At 54.7% G+C, this 21,162-nt stretch carries 12 protein-coding genes; 8 read left to right on the top strand and 4 right to left on the bottom strand.

The window, feature by feature from the left end:
- Positions 1-21: 21 nt before the first annotated feature.
- Positions 22-1,524: a RagB/SusD family nutrient uptake outer membrane protein gene (locus JTN23_RS07840; protein WP_247233603.1), complete on the top strand. Its 1,503-nt coding sequence runs from the start codon at positions 22-24 to the stop codon at positions 1,522-1,524.
- Between the two features lie 122 nt (positions 1,525-1,646).
- Positions 1,647-3,050 (top strand): glucoamylase family protein, encoded by a 1,404-nt coding sequence (locus tag JTN23_RS07835; protein ID WP_247233601.1) that lies wholly within the window; start codon positions 1,647-1,649, stop codon positions 3,048-3,050.
- Between the two features lie 105 nt (positions 3,051-3,155).
- On the opposite strand, the gene JTN23_RS07830 is transcribed toward JTN23_RS07835, so the two are convergent.
- Complete coding sequence (locus JTN23_RS07830; RefSeq protein WP_247233599.1) at positions 3,156-5,633, bottom strand: zinc-dependent metalloprotease; 2,478 nt, start codon at positions 5,631-5,633, stop codon at positions 3,156-3,158.
- 272 nt (positions 5,634-5,905) lie between these two features.
- Between JTN23_RS07830 and JTN23_RS07825 the strand changes: the two genes are divergently transcribed.
- The 5 genes from JTN23_RS07825 to JTN23_RS07805 all read left to right on the top strand — a co-directional run bounded on the left by JTN23_RS07825 (position 5,906) and on the right by JTN23_RS07805 (position 14,862).
- On the top strand, positions 5,906-7,444 hold the full coding sequence (locus JTN23_RS07825) for a hypothetical protein (RefSeq protein ID WP_247233598.1): 1,539 nt from the start codon (positions 5,906-5,908) through the stop codon (positions 7,442-7,444).
- 107 nt (positions 7,445-7,551) lie between these two features.
- On the top strand, positions 7,552-8,865 hold the full coding sequence (locus JTN23_RS07820; RefSeq protein ID WP_247233596.1) for a cryptochrome/photolyase family protein: 1,314 nt from the start codon (positions 7,552-7,554) through the stop codon (positions 8,863-8,865).
- Positions 8,866-8,988: 123 nt separating this feature from the next.
- Positions 8,989-11,460 (top strand): MG2 domain-containing protein, encoded by a 2,472-nt coding sequence (locus JTN23_RS07815; protein ID WP_247233594.1) that lies wholly within the window; start codon positions 8,989-8,991, stop codon positions 11,458-11,460.
- A 10-nt stretch (positions 11,461-11,470) separates the two neighbouring features.
- A complete protein-coding gene (locus JTN23_RS07810) occupies positions 11,471-13,810 on the top strand; it encodes a TonB-dependent receptor (protein ID WP_247233592.1) in 2,340 nt (779 codons plus the stop codon).
- 2 nt (positions 13,811-13,812) lie between these two features.
- Complete coding sequence (locus tag JTN23_RS07805; RefSeq protein ID WP_247233590.1) at positions 13,813-14,862, top strand: DUF4249 domain-containing protein; 1,050 nt, start codon at positions 13,813-13,815, stop codon at positions 14,860-14,862.
- Positions 14,863-14,865: 3 nt separating this feature from the next.
- Here JTN23_RS07805 and JTN23_RS07800 read toward each other — a convergent pair whose 3' ends face one another.
- Positions 14,866-16,116, bottom strand: a complete 1,251-nt coding sequence (locus JTN23_RS07800; protein ID WP_247233589.1) for a carboxypeptidase-like regulatory domain-containing protein — start codon at positions 16,114-16,116, stop codon at positions 14,866-14,868.
- A 51-nt stretch (positions 16,117-16,167) separates the two neighbouring features.
- The gene (locus JTN23_RS07795) at positions 16,168-16,845 is read right to left on the bottom strand and encodes a peptidoglycan DD-metalloendopeptidase family protein (protein WP_247233587.1); all 678 of its coding nucleotides are present in this window, start codon (positions 16,843-16,845) and stop codon (positions 16,168-16,170) included.
- A 222-nt stretch (positions 16,846-17,067) separates the two neighbouring features.
- Here JTN23_RS07795 and JTN23_RS07790 point away from each other — a divergent pair, with 222 nt between their 5' ends.
- Positions 17,068-18,582 (top strand): peptide MFS transporter, encoded by a 1,515-nt coding sequence (locus JTN23_RS07790; RefSeq protein ID WP_409049435.1) that lies wholly within the window; start codon positions 17,068-17,070, stop codon positions 18,580-18,582.
- A 78-nt stretch (positions 18,583-18,660) separates the two neighbouring features.
- On the opposite strand, the gene JTN23_RS07785 is transcribed toward JTN23_RS07790, so the two are convergent.
- Positions 18,661-21,123: a carboxylesterase family protein gene (locus JTN23_RS07785; RefSeq protein WP_247233585.1), complete on the bottom strand. Its 2,463-nt coding sequence runs from the start codon at positions 21,121-21,123 to the stop codon at positions 18,661-18,663.
- Positions 21,124-21,162: the final 39 nt, after the last annotated feature.

The raw sequence follows: 21,162 nt of genomic DNA, 5'->3' as shown, positions 1-21,162 counted from the left end.
AGACTACTTGCTGGAAACGATATGAACCGTTCAAAAAAAATACTAACTATTGGACTATTAGGCACTCTGGGGCTGGTCGGAATGCAATCCTGCTCGGAGAGCTTTCTGGATGTACCTCCTCAGGGAGAGCAGACCCCTACGGACTTTTTCAGTGATCCGGAGGCCGCTCCGCGCCTGGTCAATGCCATCTACAACAAGATGCTCGACTGGAATATGCACTCCTTCTCGTGGCTGGGAGTAACGAGTATCATTACTGACGACGCCGACAAGGGTAGTGACCCCGGTGATACCGGTACCGACAAGCACGAGCTGGACAACTTCACCTTTACCCCATCCAGCATTTCCTTTAATGAAGTATGGGTAGGTTTTTATCAGGGAGTAGCCCGGGCCAATCAGGCGCTGCAGTACCTGCCGCAGCTTAATATTGATGAGTCGTTCCGTAACCGTCTGATCGGTGAGGCGCGTTTCCTGCGGGCTTACTTCTACTTCAATCTGGTCAGGATGTTTGGCGGGGTACCCCTGATCGAAAGTGTACCTGACCCGACCAACGAGGCTGATATCATGAATGGCCGCACCCGCGCCACCCGTGAACAGGTATATGACTTCATTAAATCAGACCTGCAGTTTGCGGTGGATAACCTGCCGGAAAAGAGCCAGTACGAAGCGTCAGAGCGGGGACGTGCCACCAAAGGCGCCGCCAAGACCCTGCTGGCCAAGGTAAATATGTACCAGGGCAACTGGCAGGAAGTACTGCGCCTGACCAACGAAGTGATCCAGTCTAACCAGTATCAGCTTCACCCCAACTACGCGGAGATCTGGCGCGAATCATCGGAGAATGGTCCTGAATCCATTTTTGAAGTACAGGGAAGGGGTGTAGTACCTGCTCAGGGCATCGAGGGCTACTACGAAACCCAGGGCGCCCGTGGCCCCGGCGGCTGGGGATGGGGCTTCAACACGCCCAGTCAGGATCTGGCACAGGCCTACGAGCCGGGCGATCCGCGAAGGGAATCAACCATCATTTTCCGGGGCGATACGCTGTGGGATGGTTTCGTAACCAGTCCTCAACTGGTCAACCCACGCTACAACTACAAGGCCTACGTGAGCCGCACGCAGGAGTCGTACAGTGGCAACAACTGGGAGACCAACAAGAACATGCGCATCCTGCGCTACGCCGAGGTACTACTGATGAATGCCGAAGCGGCCAACGAATTGGGTATGACTGCTCAGGCTCTTGAAATGCTTAATAGGGTAAGGGCGCGGGCGCGTGGTACCAGTACTACAATTCTTCCCGCCGTGACTACCACCGTCCAGGCTACGCTACGGGAACGAATATGGCGCGAACGACGCGTAGAGCTGGCTATGGAGCACGACCGCTACTTTGATCTGGTACGACAGGGACGGGCGGCGGAGGTGTTTCAGGCACTTGGAAAGCCTTTCGTCAAAGGCAAGCATGAGGTATTCCCGATTCCTCAAAACCAGATCAACCTGAGTGGAGGAACGCTTACCCAAAACCCAAACTACTAAGTAATCTATTTCCACATATCAGAAAGCCCTTCATGACACCAGCCTAGGAAGGGCTTTCTTTTTTCGGGTGGTCAATAACAACCTGACCACCTAGCACCTACTACCTTATACCTAACAACCTCATGAAACTACTCCTTACACTAAGTATACTATCTGTTAGTCTGCTGCTTCCTCTTGGTTGTAAGTCACCGCAGACCGTGCTCAACCAGAACCAGACCGATAGGCTTACCTCGGCCGACGAGGCTTTCCTGGATAGCTTACAAAGGGACACCTTCGGATACTTCTGGGAGTTGGCTAATCCACAGAACGGGCTGATCCCTGACCGGGCTCCCAGCCCTTCCTTTTCGAGTGTGGCGGCCGTGGGCTTTGGCCTTACCTCTTACCTGGTGGGTATAGAGCGGGGGTATATCACCCGCCAGCAGGCCGCCGAGCGGGTGCTGAATACGCTACGTTTCTTCTGGAATGCACCACAAAGTCCGGATCCGGTCAATGCCACCGGCTACAAGGGCTTCTTTTATCACTTCCTGGATATGAATACCGGCCTCCGCTTCAAGCAGGTTGAGCTTTCAACCATTGATACCGTACTGCTACTGGGGGGAATCCTGAGCTGCCAGACCTATTTTGACGGGGAAAATGCCGCCGAAACCGAAATCCGTAAACTGGCCGATGATATCTACCGCCGTTGCGACTGGACCTGGTTTCAGAAGAACCACCCGCTGGTATCTATGGGATGGCACCCTGAGAGCGGTTTTATAACGGCCCACTGGCAGGGCTACAACGAAGCCATGCTGCTGTACATCCTGGCGCTGGGCTCGCCCACGCACTCCATCCAGCCGGATGGCTGGCAAGCCTGGACCCGTACCTACGAATGGGCTACCTTTTACGACCAGCCTCACGTCAACTTTGAACCGCTCTTTGGTCACCAGTACTCCCACATCTGGGTAGATTTTCGCAACATACAGGATTCGTACATGCGTCAGAGGGGTATTGACTACTTCGAAAACTCCCGCCGCGCTACCCTCTCCAACCGAGCCTACTGCGTAGCCAATCCGCGTGGCTGGGTAGGGTACGGTCCTAACGTATGGGGGCTTACCGCCTGCGACGGTCCCCGCGACTACTCCCTGCCCGAAACCGAGGAGCTGAAGAAGTTCATGAGCTACAGCGCCCGGGGTGCCTCCGCCCAGCGTATTATTGACGATGGTACCATCGCTCCCACGGCGGCGGGTGGCTCGCTGGCCTTTGCACCCGAAGTATGCGTCCCCGCCCTGCGTACCATGAAGTACCGCTTTGGCAATAAGTTATATGACCGCTACGGCTTCCGCGACGCCTTCAACCTGACGTACCGCTTCGGCCCCGGCAATGAGGAGGGCTGGTTTGACAAAGACTACCTCGGCATAGACCAGGGCCCCATCCTGCTGATGGCAGAAAACCTGCGTACGGAGTTTGTATGGAACCTGATGAAGAAAAACCCTTACATCCGGCAGGGACTCATCCGTGCCGGATTCACCGGAGGGTGGTTGCAGTAGTTGAATAGAAGCGAGAGAGGCTGGACGTTCATCCAGCCTCTCCTGTTTTTATAACTCAACAAGCTAATAACTAACAGCTAAAACCTAAAAGCTAACCCCTACCACCTACTCCTCCCAACCACATACCGGTTCCAGCCAATCCTGACCGGGGTCAATGGGGGCACCGTCGGGTACCGGATTGGTCTTCAGAGCCGGGAAGTTCTGGGATTCACCCTTTTCAAACAATTCGATGCGGCGTAGTGCAAACTGGTAGTGCGCCCGGTGCTGCTCGTCCACACCGTACTGCTTCTGGTCAATCCAGGTCCTGAGGTCGTTGATCTTGAACTGAGCCATGGCCCGGGCTGCCGGTGAGGCGTTAGTTGTTTCGGCCAGGCTAATCAGGTACTGCAGGATCAATTGCTCGTTCTGACGGCGGATCGCGGCTTGGTAGCTTTCACGAGTGGGCGTCCGGTTTTTCCAGGTATCATCAACGAGCCCATCTATGACTTCACCCAGTCCGGGTAGCGAGGTGTCTACGGCCCGCTGCGCTTCCAGGCGACTGGCCCGTTCGGCATTCAGCACCAGCGAAAGTACCATATTGGTAGCGGCCTCGGCCGGAGCCAACGGATCAAAGGTAAGGCCGGTGCGCCGTGTAAATACCTCTCTGGGATTAGCGTTGTACCCGTACGGACGCGGAGGGATCAACGCCAGTACAGGCCGGGGCAACGCCAGTACATCCGGGCGGATCGTGGTAAGCAGGGTACGCAGAGCGCGACGCTGCTCCCCTCCCTCGACGGGTTTGTAGATGGTCTGGCCGTCGCCACGCAGAGCATAGCTGTAAGTAGCTCCACCTACTACCTTGGAGGCCGCCTCTACCTGGTAGCGGTGAAACAGGTACATGGGCACCAGTACCTCTTCCAGCGTAGCCAGCGGCATCCCTACTGGTATCTTGTTCTCCTTAAACTGACTCAGTGCAATCTGCCGTACCTTCATCACTCGCTCCAGCTCATCCACGGCATTGCTGCCCCCATCCCACATATGCGTTTGCGGATGGGCACTGCCAGCCGGACGCGCATCCTGATCGCTCAGGAAGCCCAGGCCGCGCTGCAGGTAGTCCGTAATAATCTGGTTCAGTGAGTCTCTCTCATTCACCCCTTCCGGAAAGTCGCGGTATGCGTAGCTGATGGCTACTTTATCCCATTCGCCGATACCAGTCGTGTAGGCATTGGAGAGGTCGAGGGTACTGTCGTTTTTGATCTCTACGTGCGGATGCGGGTAATCCATTACCGAAGCGCGGTCACTCACGCTGGCCACGTAGTTATGAGGCAACCCCAACGTGTGTCCGATCTCGTGAGCTGATAGCTGACGCAGACGGGCCAGTGACAGTTGCATCATTTCATCCGATACGGGCTGTCCCTCTTCGTACCTGGCTACCAGTCCCTGCGCGATCAGGAAATCCTGACGTACCCGCAGCGAGCCCAGCGTTACTTTTCCTTTCAGGATTTCGCCTGTACGAGGGTCTACTATACTGGCTCCGTACGACCAGCCCCGGGTAGAGCGGTGTACCCACTGAATCACGTTGTACCGAATATCCATCGGATCGGCGGTATCGGGCAGCATCCGGACCTGAAACCCATCAATAAACCCTGCCGCCTCAAAGGCCTGATTCCACCAGGAAGCGCCTTCCAGCAAGGCCGAGCGAATGGGTTCGGGCGTACCGGGATCGAGGTAGTAGACAAGCGGCTCCACGGCTTCGCTCATGGCCGCCGCAGGATCTTTCTTCTGCAGGCGATGCCGGACCAGGTACCGCTTGGCCAACGGCTCCCCAACGGGCGAAGCATAGTCATAAAACTCAAGCCCATTCACCCCCGCCCGCGGATCAAAGGCCCGGGGGGTGTAGCCCGCGTCGGGCAGCTCCACAAACGAATGGTGCTGGTGCATGGTAACGGCCGAAGGCGTAGGTACCACCGAGCGTAGGTAGTTACCCGCGTTATCACCTACCAGCGTGATAATGGTCTCGAACTCCGTATTTCGGGGGAAGTTTTTGGTGCGCTCCGGGTACATGGCCGAACGAGAAGCATCCACCCGGTAGTTGCCTTGTCTGGTCTCGCTGATGGCCTGCGCGGCTCCTACGGCATCCTGCATCAGGAAGGGTGTCAGGTCTACCAGTACCCGTCCGTACGATTCCGCTACTATGTCAAAGCCCCAGTGAACAGACCGGGCGAATGACTCCTCCACCGCCTTTCGTTCCAGCGGATCAGGGCTCAGGGCACGGTAGCGGTAGTTAGGCTCCACCATCAGTACCTTTGGTCCCACCCGCTCAAACCGGATGATATGCTCCTCCCCCAGGCGGCCTCTATCCAGCCCGATGTCGTTGGAGTCCACTCCCTGCGCCAGCGTAGGGTAGTACAGCAGCTCCGTGTTCAGACGGCCTATCTCCAGCCATATCTTTCCTCTCTTCGCATCCCAGTAGTATGGTAAAAAACCTTCGTACCTTTCCATCTCGGAGGTAAAGTTCTCAACGGTAGGCGTGGGGGATTGAGCCAAACTGAGGGTCATGGAGAAAAGCAGGAGCGTAAGCACAGATAGTAGTACTCTTTGCATACAGTAATGAGTTAGTTCAGGATTTAATGTTGAATATAACTCAAAATGCAGAAAGTGCCGAATACTGTGACATTGAGAGCGGTTTTACTACCTGACTTAGCGCCGCTAAATTAGTATTCCTGCTCTTGCCATCACCTTGCCATCACTAAGCTTATAGTGTACCTGCTCTCATTTTTAGTATGATTCTTGCTCTGTGCAGTGGTGATAGTAGAAAATACTATGATTGACTCCGCTCAAAGGCAACTACCCCCCTTTATCTGATACATTTTTAAATGAAAAAATTAGTACTAACTCTACTGATCCTTTCAGGAAAACTACTGGCGCAAAGCCCCGGATCTGCCGTACAAGTTATTGAAAAACAACCTGGAAGAACCCTATTAACCCAACAGGAATTGCCTGCCAGGGAATTTATTTTCTCCGAAAGGATTCACACCTCCTCCTTTGACACTACGCTGAACCTGTTTACGGTACAGCTACGGGGAGTGAGAAATGAAAAATGGCTCAACAACAGAGGTACCATCATGGCATTGGACTTACAGACTGCGCAAATCCGATGGTCAAAGAAAGTAAACTATCAGACAGAAGGCTATCAGCAGATAGGTACCAGTCTGATAAAGTCCGGCGCTACCGGTAGTCGCTTATTGAACAGGGAAACCGGTGAACCTATGGCTAAGGTCAAACACATGTTTTACCATGTAGATGCCCCTTCAAATATTGGAATGGGCTACGAATCGCTCACTGATAATGTACTGGAAGGCATTGACCTTACAACCGGACAAAAGCTATGGGAGCGGGTAATCAACCGGGAGTATAGTTGGAATAACTTACACTACCTCAATGACTCAACTCTTCTGATTGTAGCGGCAGGCCTGCATACTATACATGTCCCAAGCGGCACCGGCTGGGACTACCACGCCGTAACCGGTCAAAAAAAATACGGAGGTACCATTGCTAAAAATGCGTTAGGGATAGCCGCGGGCCTTCTTACTGGAGTATATATGACTTCTACGGGTCATGATCTAGTACGTAACGTAGCCTCGAACGTACTCCTGAATGAAGATAAATTATACTTTGCTTCCAAGGATAAAATTGTATGTCTTGACATGAACGGCGAGATGATGTGGTCAGGACCACTACCAGAAAAGTCAACCAGTAAGTCTACCCTTTTTATCAGGAATAAAAGGCTTATACTGGTCAATAGTGGATTTGCCTACATGGGATACCGTAAGCTTGATTATGGAAAACCCTTCCTGGCGGCCTTTGACCCGAATACCGGAGAAGAAATCTATAACCATCCACTGCAAACGGAAAAGGAGAATGATTTTGGCGATTTCACTGTGCAGGATAGCAGCCTCTACTATATCGCAGGGCAAAATATTGAGCGGTACTCTATCCATACAGGTCTCAAAACAGGTAGTACGTCTGTCCAAAGTGAAGGTTTTTCTTTTCTGGGAGATCATATTTATGAACAGCAAAACGACTCTACCTACCAAAGCATTACCGGGCTTCATCCAGACCGACTTTACCTCGTCACTAGAGAAAAAAGTATAGTAGGGTTGGATGAAAATCTGGAAAATGTTGAGACTAAGGAGGCAGCTAATGCCTGGATATACTATCAAACTATATCGGGCTACCGATTCCTTAGCCGAAACAATCTGAGTATTGTTATTAATCAGGATGGTGAAAAAGTAGCGGAGTTTGAAGGCTCCGGCAGATCCACCCTTATTGGCAACAAGTTGTATACCATACACCATAACAGCGTACTTGAAACTGACCTGTCGGCCCTGCTTGACCCGCCCCTTTCTGAGTAAACCGGATCCAGCCTGTTCCAGTATAACTACAACGTTAAACTTTGTTTAACTATATATAAACAAAGTTTAACATCGGGAAGTTAGCCTACTGTATTTGTTTCCACTGTATGCCTCTCCCTCCTATCACGATCTTCTGGTACCGTCGTGACTTGCGCCTGCACGACAACGCGGGCCTGTACCACGCCCTGCGCCCGGGCCACCCGGTGCTACCCCTTTTTATTTTCGATAAAAAAATCCTGGACCCGCTGGACCACCCGTACGACCGGCGCGTGGAGTTTATCCATAATACTCTGACGAGTCTTCAGGCTGAACTAGCGGCTATGGGCGGCAGCCTGCTTGTAAAGTATGGCAGCCCGCTGGAAGTATGGAAAGAAGTACTGGATCAGTACGAGGTAGCCGAAGTATACACCAACCACGACTACGAACCCTACGCCCAGGAGCGGGATAGAGCGGTGGCGGACCTGCTCCGGGAAAAAGGTACTGCCTTCAAGACTTTCAAGGACCAGGTTATCTTCGAGAAAAAAGAAGTACTCAGCGGACAGAGAACACCCTATACCGTATTCACCCCGTACAGCCGGAAATGGAAAGAGCAGCTTACCCCTTTTTATGCTGGCTCCTACCCCACCGACAAGTACTTTAACAATTTCTATAAAACAGCTCCGCTCTTCCTTCCCACGCTGGAACAGATCGGCTTCAAAGCTACCGGTGAGCCGTTTCCGGTCAGGAGCGTGCGGGAGGAACTGCTTCAGAAGTACCACGACCTCCGCGACTACCCGGCTGCACCCGCTACCTCCAGACTGGGTGTACACCTGCGCTTTGGTACGGTAAGCATCCGGGAACTGGTCCGGAAGGCGCAGCAGCACAGCGCCACCTTCCTTAGCGAATTGATCTGGCGCGACTTCTACCAGCAGATCCTCTGGAACTTCCCTCAGGTAGGCCGCGGTGAAGCCTTCCGGCCCGAGTATGATCGCATCCGCTGGCGTAATGATGAGGAAGAATTTCAGAAATGGTGCGAGGGGCGGACAGGGTACCCGCTGGTAGACGCCGGTATGCGGCAGCTCAATGCCACGGGCTTCATGCACAACCGCGTGCGGATGGTAACGGCCAGCTTTCTGGTCAAGCACCTGCTCATGGACTGGCGCTGGGGCGAAGCCTACTTTGCCGGCAAACTACTCGACTACGACCTGGCCTCCAACAACGGCGGCTGGCAGTGGGCCGCCGGATCGGGTACCGACGCGGCTCCTTACTTCAGGATCTTTAACCCCACGGCACAGGCCACCCGCTTTGATCCCCAAAAGCTGTACATCAGGCACTGGGTACCCGAGCTGAACACGCTGGACTACCCTGCCCCCATGGTAGACCACGCTTTTGCCCGCGAACGCTGCCTCAGAGTATACAAAGAAGGGTTGGGTAAAGCCTGATGATAAAATAAAGCTTTATCAACCAAGAATAGGTACGGCTGTACTTGGGATTACGATCTTCGAGCAGTACATTAGTACCTTTATTTAATCCTATCACCTGTATTCGATTCAGGTCTTTCTGCCATGAAAAAGATATACCTCCTACTGTGGGCGAGTCTGGGCCTGCTGGCGTTGCGGACGCTGGACGATGGCCCGCTGCGCATTATAGCCAACCAGCTCGCCAACTACTTATATACGTACCCTTCGGAGAAGGTATACCTGCACACCGACCGCGAAATATACGCTGCCGGTGATAATATCTGGCTGAAAGCCTACCTCGTGGACGGCATCCTGCACCAGGCCGACTCGGTAAGTGGTACCCTGTACGTACAGCTTACCAACGAGGAGGGGGCGGTACTGGAAACGCGGGTACTCCGGGCCGAACATGGCTACGCCCGGGGCGACTTTGCCCTCCATGATTCGCTGCCGGACGGGCCGTACCAACTGGTGGCTTTTACCAATTGGATGCTGAACAGTAGCCCCAATTTCTTCTTCCGCAAAACGATAAGCGTACTCAATTCACGACAGGAGCCCCGGGCTTCCGCCGCTCCCAAACCAGCGCTGGATGTGCAGTTCTTCCCTGAGGGAGGTAACCTCGTGACGGGTATCCGGAGCCGGGTAGCTTTCAAGGCCATCAACCAGTCGGGGCTGGGGGTAAAGGTGGAAGGCGCGGTCACTACGACGGATGGACAGGAAGTAGCGCCTATTCGCTCCGAACACGCGGGTACGGGACTGTTTCTGTTAAAGCCCGAAAAGGGAAAGCAGTACGTCGCTACCATCCGGAGCGAGGAGGGTGTTTCGCAGCGCTTCACCCTGCCTGCTGCGCTGGATAGTGGTGTAGTACTCACCATTGACAATTCCATACCCGGTAATATCAAGGTATCGGTTACGGAATCCAATCCGGGCTCGCAGTCGCTGTACCTGATAGGGCACGTTCGGGGACAGGCACGTTTTCTGGCTGACTTGCCCAAAGAGCGGAGCGCCTACTTCTATATCAACCGAAGGCTGTTCCCCGACGAAGGTACCATTCACTTTACGGTATTCAATAAGCAGATGGTTCCGCTGAGTGAGCGAGTCCTGTTCAATACCAACAGGAGGCCTCTTACCATCGAAATACAACCCGACAAACCTGCTTACCAGCCACACGAAAAGGTAAATCTGGCTATAACGGTCAAAGACGCAGACAACCAACCCGTAGCCACCGAGCTGTCCCTGGCGGCCACCGACGCCGGAGCAGTACCTGCTACTCCTGGCGGCCGGTCCCCCGGCAGCCGGCAGCCCGGAGGACAGAGCATATACAGCTATCTGCTGCTCACTTCCGACCTGCGGGGGCATATCGAGAACCCGGACTACTATTTCGATCCGGCAAATGAAAAAGCCCTTCCGCACCTGGACCTGCTGATGATGACGCAGGGCTGGCGCCGCTTTATGTGGAGCGAGGTACTACGTGATGTATACGCTCCCCCTACGCATGCGATACAGGCAGCCCTGCCGGTGAGCGGCAGAATACTACTACCCGGCAACAAACCAGCCGAACACCTCAACTTCTCGCTCTTCGCCGTCACCAACGGCCAGCAGCAGGTACTAAGTAGTATGACCGGGGCGGGCGGCAAATTCACGATACCGGATGGCGCTGTGTATAATAGCACTACGCAGTTTCAAGTCAAGACGCACCTGAAGCAGGACCTGAACGTACTGCTGGACCCGCTGACGGTACCTGCTCCTACCCAGGTACCTCTACCAGTCCGCTCTACCGGTACCCATTCTACCTCCCATAGCACCTTCCTGAAAAATGCGGAAAACTGGCAGGAGGTAATCGGGCTGATGAGGCAGGAAGAACAGAGGGTGGCGACAGCCCGGGCCAACCAGGAGGATGAATCGGGTACACGAAGGGGAAGACAAAGCAAAAACAACGGAAATAAAAAACCGAGGCAGGGTATAGACCCCCGCCGCAATACCTACGGGGCTCCTGACACCTCCTTTCCGCTTGATGATAATATCCGTAACGGTTTTTCGGACGTACTACAGGTGCTGAAGGGCCGGGTACCCGGGGTGACGGTCACGGGGGATCAGGTGCTGATACGTGGCATTAGTACCATTATGGGCTCTACCGAGCCCCTGTTCCTGATTGATGGTATACCTTCTTCCAAAGGTACCGTACTGTCGCTATCGGTACGGGACGTGGAGGCTATTGATGTACTCAAAGGCCCCTCCGCCTCGGCCTTCGGAACCCGCGGCTCCAACGGCGTTATCAACGTACTGACCCGTCGCTACGAAAAAGAGGCTCCTGAAACCGGCTCCAGTGCCCGCAACACCATCGGCTACGCTATTGCGAGGGAGTTTTACGCGCCCCGCTACGATGTAGTAAAGCCGGGACAGTTTCCGGACCGCCGTCCTACCCTCCACTGGGCTCCCTCCATCAAGACAGGACCGGATGGTAAAGCCACCGTCAGCTACTGGAACTCGGGCAGCCCTACTACCGTAGAGGTGGTGATTCAGGGGGCTATGTCAAGGGGTCAGTTTGGTACCGGTACAGCAAGGTACCAGATTCGGTAAAGGGGCTCCGATGAAGACAAAGCTACTAATCACCATCGTACTTGTGTTGGGGCTGATCGGAAGTACCTGGGCCCGTGCCGTATTGAGCGGTACGGTGCGGGATGCTGCCACTAAGGCGCCCCTGTCCGGGGTTACGGTATATGTACTCGAGCTGCAGAAAGGTGCCACTACCGACGAAAACGGCCAGTACTCCCTGACGCTTCCGCTAGGCAGCTACACCATCCGCTTTACGGGCGTGGGCCACTATAAAGTCACCCGCGCCGTCCGGCTTATGGACGACATGACGCTGGATGTGGAACTACCTCCTGCCATCACCGAGCTGGACGAACTGGAAGTAAAGGGCCGCAAGGACGATGCCAACGTACAGAGCAGCGATATGGGCATCGTACGGCTAAATGTGGCTACGCTCAGGAAAATACCGGTTGTATTCGGAGAAACGGATATTGTACGTTCGCTGATGCTGCAGCCGGGTATCAGTAACGTCGGTGAAGGTGCCGGAGGCTTCAACGTCCGGGGCGGACGGGTAGACCAGAACCTGGTACTGCTGGATGGGGCTCCCCTGTTTAATACCTCGCACCTGCTGGGCTTTTTCTCCAACATCAATCCCGACGTGATCCAGGATGTAACGCTGTACAAAGGTACCCCTCCGGCCCGCTACGGCGGCCGCCTCTCCTCGGCGCTGGTCATGAACACCCGCAGCGGCAGTCCCGACCGCTGGAACATCAGGGGCGGCGTGGGTACCATCAGCAGCCGGCTGGTCGTGGATGGCCCCTTACTTGGCAATAAACTAACCCTCATGGCCGGAGGCCGGCTGGCCTACCCCAACCTGATCATCGGCCTGTTTCCGGACCTGTTTAGAGGAAGCAGGGCCTCCTTCCATGACTTGAACGGCAAGCTCACCTACCAGCCCAACGACCGCCACCGGGTGTCGCTCTCGGCCTACCAGAGTGCCGACCGCTTCAAGTTTCCGGCTGATACTACCTACGGCTGGAAGTCGGGTACCGCTACCCTGCGGTGGAATGCGCTGCTAAGTCCTACCCTCTCCACCGAGGTATCGCTCCTGCAAAGTACCTACCAGTTTGATGTCGATAGTCCCAAGCCGTTTTACGAGTTTTCGCTCCATTCCCACATCCGCCAGCGCGAAGCCAATGCCGGATTTACCTTTACGCCCAATGCCTCCCACCGCATAGAAGCGGGTGCCGGCTATATCCACTACCAGATCCAGCCCGGCCAACTACGCCCGGCGGCAGCCGAGTCGAGCATTCGTCCGCTGTCCATCGAAACCGAACTAGGGCAGGAGCTGAGCGCGTACATACAGGAAGAGTGGACGCTGAACAGAGCCCTTACCCTCACCGCCGGGCTCCGGTACGTGAGCTTCCATACGCTCGGCCCCTACACCCGCTACCTCTACGAAGCTGGCGTACCCAGCAGCCCCGAAACCCTCACCGACTCGATCAGCTACGGCCGGGGCGAGCGGGTACAGCAGTACGGGGGATGGGAGCCACGCCTGGCGCTACGGATCGGACTGGGTCCTCAGCAGTCGGTCAAGCTCAGCTACAACCGCTCACGGCAGTTTCTGCATCTGATCTCCAATACTACCGCCATCTCACCGGTAGATTTCTGGAAGCTCAGCGATCCGTTCGTGCCCCCGCAGGTAGCCGATCAGTACGCCATCGGGCTGTTCCGCAACTGGAAGGACAATAGTATCGAGACGTCTGTAGAAGCTTACTACAAAGACATCACCAACCTGGTGGAGTACCGCAACGGTGCTGAACTACTCCTGAATCCGTACCTGGAAACGGCCCTGCTGCGTGCTATGGGAAAAGCGTATGGGGTGGAACTGGCCGTGAATAAGACCAAAGGCCGCCTAACGAGTACTTTTAACTATACTTACTCCCGCTCGCTGCTGGCTACCCGTACCGAATTTGCCATTGAGGCCATCAACCGAGGTGAGTGGTACCCTACGTTGTTTGACCGTCCCCACATGGCCAACCTGACGGGAAGCTACCAGTTGGGCAAGGGCTGGACTTATTCAGCTAACTTCACCTATACCACCGGCCGCCCCAATACCTATCCCGATGGCCAGTACATCGTGAACGGCATTCCGATGATCAACTATTCCCAGCGCAACCGCGACCGCCTGCCCGACTACCACCGGCTGGATATGTCGTTCAGCTACGACAGCCGACGCACCCGCCAGCAAACCCGGTACAGCATCTGGGCCTTTTCGGTCTATAACTTTTACGCCCGCCGGAATCCCTACTCCATCTATTTCCAGAACTTCCGTTCGTACCAGCTTTCGGTGTTTGGGAGTATCATTCCATCCGTCACCTGGAATTTCCACTATTAGTCATGCATCATAAAGTTTTACATAAAAGTCTGCTCTTCCTGCTCGTAGCCTACCTCAGCGGCTGTGTGGAAGAAGTACGGGTACCTATCCGAACTACCGAGCCGCAGTTGGTGGTGGAAGGCCGCATCACCAGCGCCCGTGGCCCCTATACAGTGCGCCTTAGCCGCAGCGGCAACTACAATAGTCCAGGTTCTTATGAAGGCTCCGCCATAACGGATGCCCGGGTACAAATACTGGAAACTACCACTGACCGCCGGGTGGACCTGCTGCCCGTGGATGAGCAGCCAGGCCTGTACCAGAGCCAGGATAGCACCTTTGTAGCTCGCGCCGGTCAGTCGTACCGGGTCCGGATTGAGCTGCCTGACGGGAAGGTGTTTGTTTCCGAACCCGAGACCATGCCCGAACCAGTACCGGTCGAGAGCCTCACGGCCCGCTTTACGAGTATCTCCGCCCGGCCCAACGATACTCCTTTCGGTTACGAAATCTACCTGAATACCCAGGACCAGCCCGGTCAGCGCAATTACTACCGCTGGACCGCCCGTAGCGTCATCCGCCGCGAGTCCATCGGGGTGCGTGACTTCGGCGGCAACTACAACCATAAGTTCTGCTGGACGCCTGTATTTGATAATATGATATCTATCTACGCTGATACCTACTCCGATGGGCAGCCCGTCCGGGAGCAGTATGTGTACCGGTCGCCGGTGTATATCGTCGGGAAGCATTTTGTGGAAGTACAGCAGTACTCCCTGACGCGGGAGGCGTACCAGTACTGGCGCCGGTTCAATGAGCAGCGTCAACGCATAGGTACCATTTTTGACCCTATTCCTTCGCCCGTCTACGGCAATGTCTACAACGCGGCCGATCCAACCGAACGGGCGCTGGGCGTATTTGAAGTAGCCGGAGTCAGTCAGAAACGGCTGGTGGTACCGGGCGATACGATCAGCGATGCCTACCTGAAGATCCAGACCTTCAGGTATGTCATACCCGGCGACTGCCGTTTGGTTTTCTACCAGGGTGATGAGATGCCGCCGCTAAACTGGCTGGGGCAGTAATCGTTACTTTTTCAGAGTGTCCACGATCCTGCGCATGGGGCCTGACGGGATAATATGGTTGAAATTAGACCAGTATACTTCATCGTACCTGGCGATGCGTTGCGGAGCAAACAGAGCCGTATCCAATAGCTGATCAGAGGGAGGCACGGCATTGCCGTTGCTTTTCAGGATATCATTAGCCACGAAGTGCAGGCGGATGGTGCCGGAGAGGGTATCGGTTTTATCCCTGAAATCCGTGCTGATCAGGAGTTGGGAGTCCTGCAGGTACCACTTGTTGTTATAAGGCAGGTAGTTGGTAAAGCTGCTCAGGCGCTTGCCCTCGTGGCGGCTCTTACCTAGTACCTTGCCAAGAGTACTCTTCATCGACGTTTTGAACACATCACTCATACCCATTGGCGTAAACTCGTACTCGATACGTACAATGGCCGAGTCGGCCCGGTTGATGCAGATCATCCCGTTGCGCGCCGCTTTTACGGATTCACTGACGGGTGAGAAATGGATGCGGTACACGTCCCGGTCGTTGTAGAAGGTGATGGTATCATCGAGTTGGAAACTGTAGTCGGATAGGTTACTACCGGCCAGGTACTCCGGCAGACCGGTATCAATACTTTTGGTCACGATGGCCGTACCGTTGGGAAACTCGTACTCCTCCAGCAGTCCGGAGCGGCCCGTACTCCGGTACCGGCGACCACGCATCAGGCGTACTTTCTCCGGTATTTCTATCTTAGGGCGGGGGTCTTTCTCTACTTTCAGCACCGCCTCGCGTATATCCACGTAATCGTCGTCCTGCTGTAAGGTCTCCTGATAGAAGCCGTTCATCATAACGGGTGCATCGGAGTAGTTGCTGGGTACTTTTGTAAGGGCTCCGCTCACCAGGCCCCGCGCATTAAAGCTTTTGACATAGGCTTCATCCACCACTACCGGCTTAGCGGCTTCCAATTCTATGACTACACTGCGGTCATTGGGGGTAAAATCAGCTCCCTTCCGGGTGTAGTTCTTGTAACCCATTACAGATACAACTACCCCTTCCTCGGCGGCAATCCTGGGGAAGCGGTAGTAGAATTCACCGTTCTCGTTGGCAATGGTACCCGTACCTCTGGTCATGACACCAATGTGAGCGAAGGGAATAGGTTGCTGAGTAGCTTTATCAATAACCTTCCCCCCAATGATGATGTACCCCTGCGCCAGTACCGCCGTGACGGAGACTATATAGAGGAGGAAAATAGTTAGTATCCGCTGAAAGAGTGTGGGCATTGGCTCGTCCGGTTTCCGAACCGGCATTCGTAGTGTGTGAAATAGAAGAGACTACTGGTTAGATATAGGTACCCGCAGTATCAGATTCGGGTCGGGACAGAGGGCCAGGTACTTTTCCCGGTCCTGAAGGGTACATACGCCGGGGTGGTCGCCCTTATAGGTACCCATATCGGCTATGATCTGGAAGTGGAGATGGGGCGGCCAGTGGCCATTTTCGGGATAGGGACCAATGGCGGTGAAAACCTCTCCGGCCGCAATGGCCTTGCCTTCGTATAGCCCTCCTAACGATGCCAGTGTCAGGTGGCCGTACAGGGTATAGAAGCGAACTCCTTCCAGCTCATGCTCCAGGATAATGGCCGGACCGTAGTCGCCGAAGTTGTCATTGAAAGCAAAACTATGTACTTTACCTGCCAGCGGAGCGCTTACCGGAGTACCGGCCTCATCCCAGACATCCACTCCCAGATGAATGCAGCGGGGCTCCTCTTCGAGTTTACCAAAGTGGGCGCTCCGACTGTATATGACACGGTGTTCGTTGTACCCGCCTACCCCCACGTACCGCCCGCCAGCGAGCAGACGATCAAACACATAGCTGTTAAAAGCAGTAGTATCAGTAAGATCCAAAGTAGTAAGATCAGCATTGGAGGCAGTGAAATCGAGCCAACGGTACGGCTTTAGGGGAACAACCGGAGCAAAGAAAGCATAGCTCTGGAGCAATAGAGGTAGATTCATTCGAGGGAGCATTGACATTGGGCTCACAAGTTACACAAAATGCCAACGTGTTGCCGTTTACATGTATCTAAAAGTACTCCTTACCGGGTATACGAACAGGGGTGCATACTAGCAGACGGGCTATGCTGTACGGCTTACATATTGGACCAATATTCCTATCTTGCAAACATTTATTTTTTAAAACTAATCGTACTCATCAACCGAAAACTCTACGTATAACGTATGGCATCAACTGTAACGCAGATGGAAGCACCACTAAAGCAGAAACACCCGCGGGGGCTTTATGTGCTTTTCTTCGCCGAAATGTGGGAGCGCTTCAGCTACTACGGCATGCGGGCTATCCTGCTTCTTTTCTTGATAGATAATATAAGGGGGGGCATGGGCCTCAACGAAGCCGAGGGGGCCGCTATTTATGGTCTCTATACCGCTTCGGTATACCTGCTGTCCTTGCCGGGTGGCTGGATGGCCGACAACATCCTGGGCCAGAAGAAAGCGATCTGGTACGGCGGTATCGTCATTATGCTGGGCCACATTGTACTGGCTATCCCCGCCGGATCGGCTATTTTTTACCTGGGTTTGGCCCTGGTAGCCCTGGGTACCGGCTTGCTTAAGCCCAACATCAGCTCTATCGTAGGTGAGCTCTACCCCGAAGGCGGAGCCCGTCGGGACGCGGCTTTCTCTATTTTTTATATGGGTATCAACCTGGGGTCCTTCCTGGGTATTACGGTAGTTGGGTACCTGGGTCAGAAGATCGACTGGCACATGGGATTTGGAGCGGCGGCCGTAGGTATGTTCCTGGGTCTGATCGTATTCCGGTACGGTAGCAACAAGTACCTGCAGGGTAAAGGAGAGCCTCCGGTACGGGCACCGCAGGATACTACCGCGGTAGCTACCGGCTCTACCAACGAGCGCATCATCGGCTACGGAATCATCGCTCTCATGGTGGCGTTCCTGTCTATTCTTCAGATCACCGGCGCCATTGACCTTACCACAGCGCAGGGACTGGCCCAGGGAGCGGGTATCATCATTGTTTCGGTGTCGTTCTTCTACTTTATATACATCCTGGTAGCGGGTGGTCTGACTCCCGAAGAGAAAAAGCGCGTGGGGGTACTGATCGTGTTCTTCCTGGCGGCGGCTCTTTTTTGGTCGGGCTTCGAGCAGGCGGGCTCTTCGTTGCAGATCTTTGCCGAACGTCATACCGAACGTAGCATTGGCGGCTGGGTAATCCCTTCAAGCTGGTTCCAGAACTTCAACCCCTTCTTCATCCTGGTGTTCGCTCCGGTACTGGCCAGCCTGTGGGTAGGTCTGGCGCATCGTAACATCAACCCATCTACGCCCGTCAAGTTTGCCATTGGTCTGATCCTGCTGGGACTTGGGTTTGGAGTGATGGTGCTGGCGGCTAACAACGCCGTAACCGGCGAACTGGTTTCTCCCCTGTTCCTGACATTTACGTACCTGCTGCATACGCTGGGCGAACTTTGCCTCAGCCCGGTGGGTCTGAGTACCTACACCAAGCTGGCACCCAAGCGGTACGTAAGCCAGCTCATGGGTATCTGGTTTGTGGCGGCTTCGCTGGGTAACCTTATCGCGGGTCTATTTGCCGGAAACTTCGACGAAGAAAACGTACAGCAGATGCCTGCCCTGTTCAACCAGGTGTTCCTGTTTGCGGCCGGCTTTGGTATCCTGCTCCTCCTCTTCTACAAACCCATTAAGAAGTGGATGGGAGGTATTCAGTAATAAGAAGTTTAGAATACAGATAAAAGCGAAGGCGGCTCCCGTGGGAGCCGCCTTCCTGGTTATAGGGGTAGGAATAGTTTACTTGTTCGTTACAAATTCGCCCTGCTCTACCGACCAGTCGTTGCCCAGGAAGCCGGCCATCTTGATGCCCTTGATCCCGTCTTTGAGCATATCCAGTGAAAAGATCATGACATCAGCAAAGCCGCTACCACCGCTGAAGTACTGGTTGGCGTTGGCAGCCTGCATCCCTTTCAGACCCGTACCCGCCACCACGGCTACGGAAGCGGTGCGGCTGTCGGAGCGGGGCCAGGCGAAGTAAGCACCCAGGTCGTCGCCCGTAAAGCGGGTGTTACCGGCTACTACTTCTCCCTTCTGTACCTTGATCGGGCAATCCGCCAGTACCTTGTTCCAGGCCGAGTTACTGGTGGCATTGCCGTAGATAATCACACCGCGGTCAGGGTAGTTGGCCGGGTTGAAATCCTTATCAGCTACCAGATCAATGGCTCCGTTGGCGCGGAAGTACCATGTCTCGGCATCGTAGCGGGCTTTGTTAAAGGCCCAGGCGTTTTCTTCCTTAGTTCCCGAAGTACCATAAACAAATACCATTCGGTTTTTAAAAGGCTCTTTTAGCGTACCGTAGCGGTGTACCCCCTTCTGACGGGCATCCGGCGCGGTAGCAGTCTGCCACTGGCTGCCTTTCCTGAGGTAAAGCGTTTCTCCCGCTGATTTGACTACGTAGTTGATGGTCTGCAGGCTATCCAGCGTCACCTTTACGGTATCCCTTGGCGCAAAACCTTTCAGGTTGAGCGACAGCAGGGCCACATTTTGGGTAGAACCCGTTATTGTATTTTTCTTATTGTCCCGGTTCAGCTGAATGCGGCTGTACTGCAGGGGCGAAGCCTGCTGGTGGACGGTAGCCCACCGCATGGTACCCGATATGCCCGGATTGGCCGTGGTAAAATCAATCGCAAGAGCGGCGGTATCTTTAGGAATGCGGTGCCAGCTAAAGAAGTGGAAGAGCGGTGCCCAGTCTACACTCTCATCGCTGTACCAGTGCGAGCCACCGGGGTACTCGTAGTAGCTAAAGTCCGTATGAAATGTACCAAGCAGCTTCCGCATCTGGCGGGCGTACTCTACCGATACTACGGGGTCGGCATCGCCGTGCACGACGTACACGCCCAGCGGCTTGTAGTTAGTAGCCAGCGCCAGTACATTGCTAGGGTTGCTGGCGCGCAGCAGAATACCCTCCATCGGTGAGCGGGCCTGATCGGGTATCTGTCCATCGTGGGAGCCGTAGGCAGCCAGGGTCGGATAGCCCGCAGAGGGCGCTATAGCCGCCCAGTTGCCAGGGTAGGTAGCGCCGAGGAACCAGGTACCGTGTCCACCCATGGAGTGGCCCGTCAGGTAGATACGCGACGGATCGGGGTTGAATTTCTTTTTGGCGATATCCAGTACTTCCAGCGCATCCAGCCTGCCCCAGTCCTCCCAGTTGAAGCCGCGCGGACGGCGGTTGGTAGGCGCTACCAGTACGCCCCAGTCCTTCGGTTTGTAAGCCCGGGCCTGGTTAATGGCCTCTACTTCGGCCCCGTGTACCGAGAAGAACAAGGCCGGTGCCTTCCCATCGGGCTTCTGCTGGGGTGCCACGCTGTAGTACTGCACGCTGCCGTCGATGTGGCTGACGAACGTACGGCTGTAATGCTTGCCGTTCTCTATGGTCTCCAGTTCGAATCCTTTCTGGTCTACTACTTTGCCGCCCTGCCGCAGGCTCACGGTAGCGGTATGCTTTCCTTCGGAGAGGGCATTGCTGGCGTTGACTTTGAAACCTACCTTACGGGTAGTCAGGGGAGCTATGGCAGGCAGAGTAGTTACTACCTCACGTCCCTGCAAAGTACTCACCGCCTGCAGACCCGTTAGAGGTTTGTCAGTGGTATTCATCACTACCATACCTACCCAGAGTGAGTCGTTGGACTCAGAAGGTACTATGTGTGGGATAGTCATATCCGCCTTGCTCAGCATAACGGGCTTCTCCGGGAACTCCAGCCGGGCGGTGATACCGCCCCAGCGTCCGTAGCGGGCTACGCGTACATAGATCTCATTTTGTCCCTTTTTGAGCTGTACCGGCAGGTGCATCCACCCGTAGCGGTACATATCACCCCCGCGGGGAGCGCCATTGACATACACCATATCATGGCCAGTTACGGTAAGCAGGGCAGTCTCCGCTTTGGGAGAGTTATAGGTGAGATACAGATAGCCATTGGAGAAGGCGTTGCTCCGGAAGCGGTGCGCGGTATCGGCTTTCACAGCCTGCCACGTAACCGGCTTTCCCTGCTGGTCGTTGAGTAGTACGGCTCCCTCGGCGGGTTTGGCCAGGGTACCGTTGTAGAGCTGGTACGCGAGCTGATCAGTGTACAGGGCTTCCCGGCCGTACGTGTGGCAGGGGCCAGCCCCGAGTCCTTCGCTAAACCAATGGGTCTTCTGGGCTTTTACATAGCTGGTGCTGGCCAAAAGCACCAGTAAGTAAACCAGTAACTGCTTTTTCATATACTTGATTTTGAAAAATGATAGAGTTTAAGAGCTGTG

This window comes from Telluribacter roseus, assembly GCF_017355915.2.
GTDB lineage: Bacteria > Bacteroidota > Bacteroidia > Cytophagales > Spirosomataceae > Telluribacter.
This window is presented reverse-complemented; position numbering and strand designations above follow the sequence as displayed.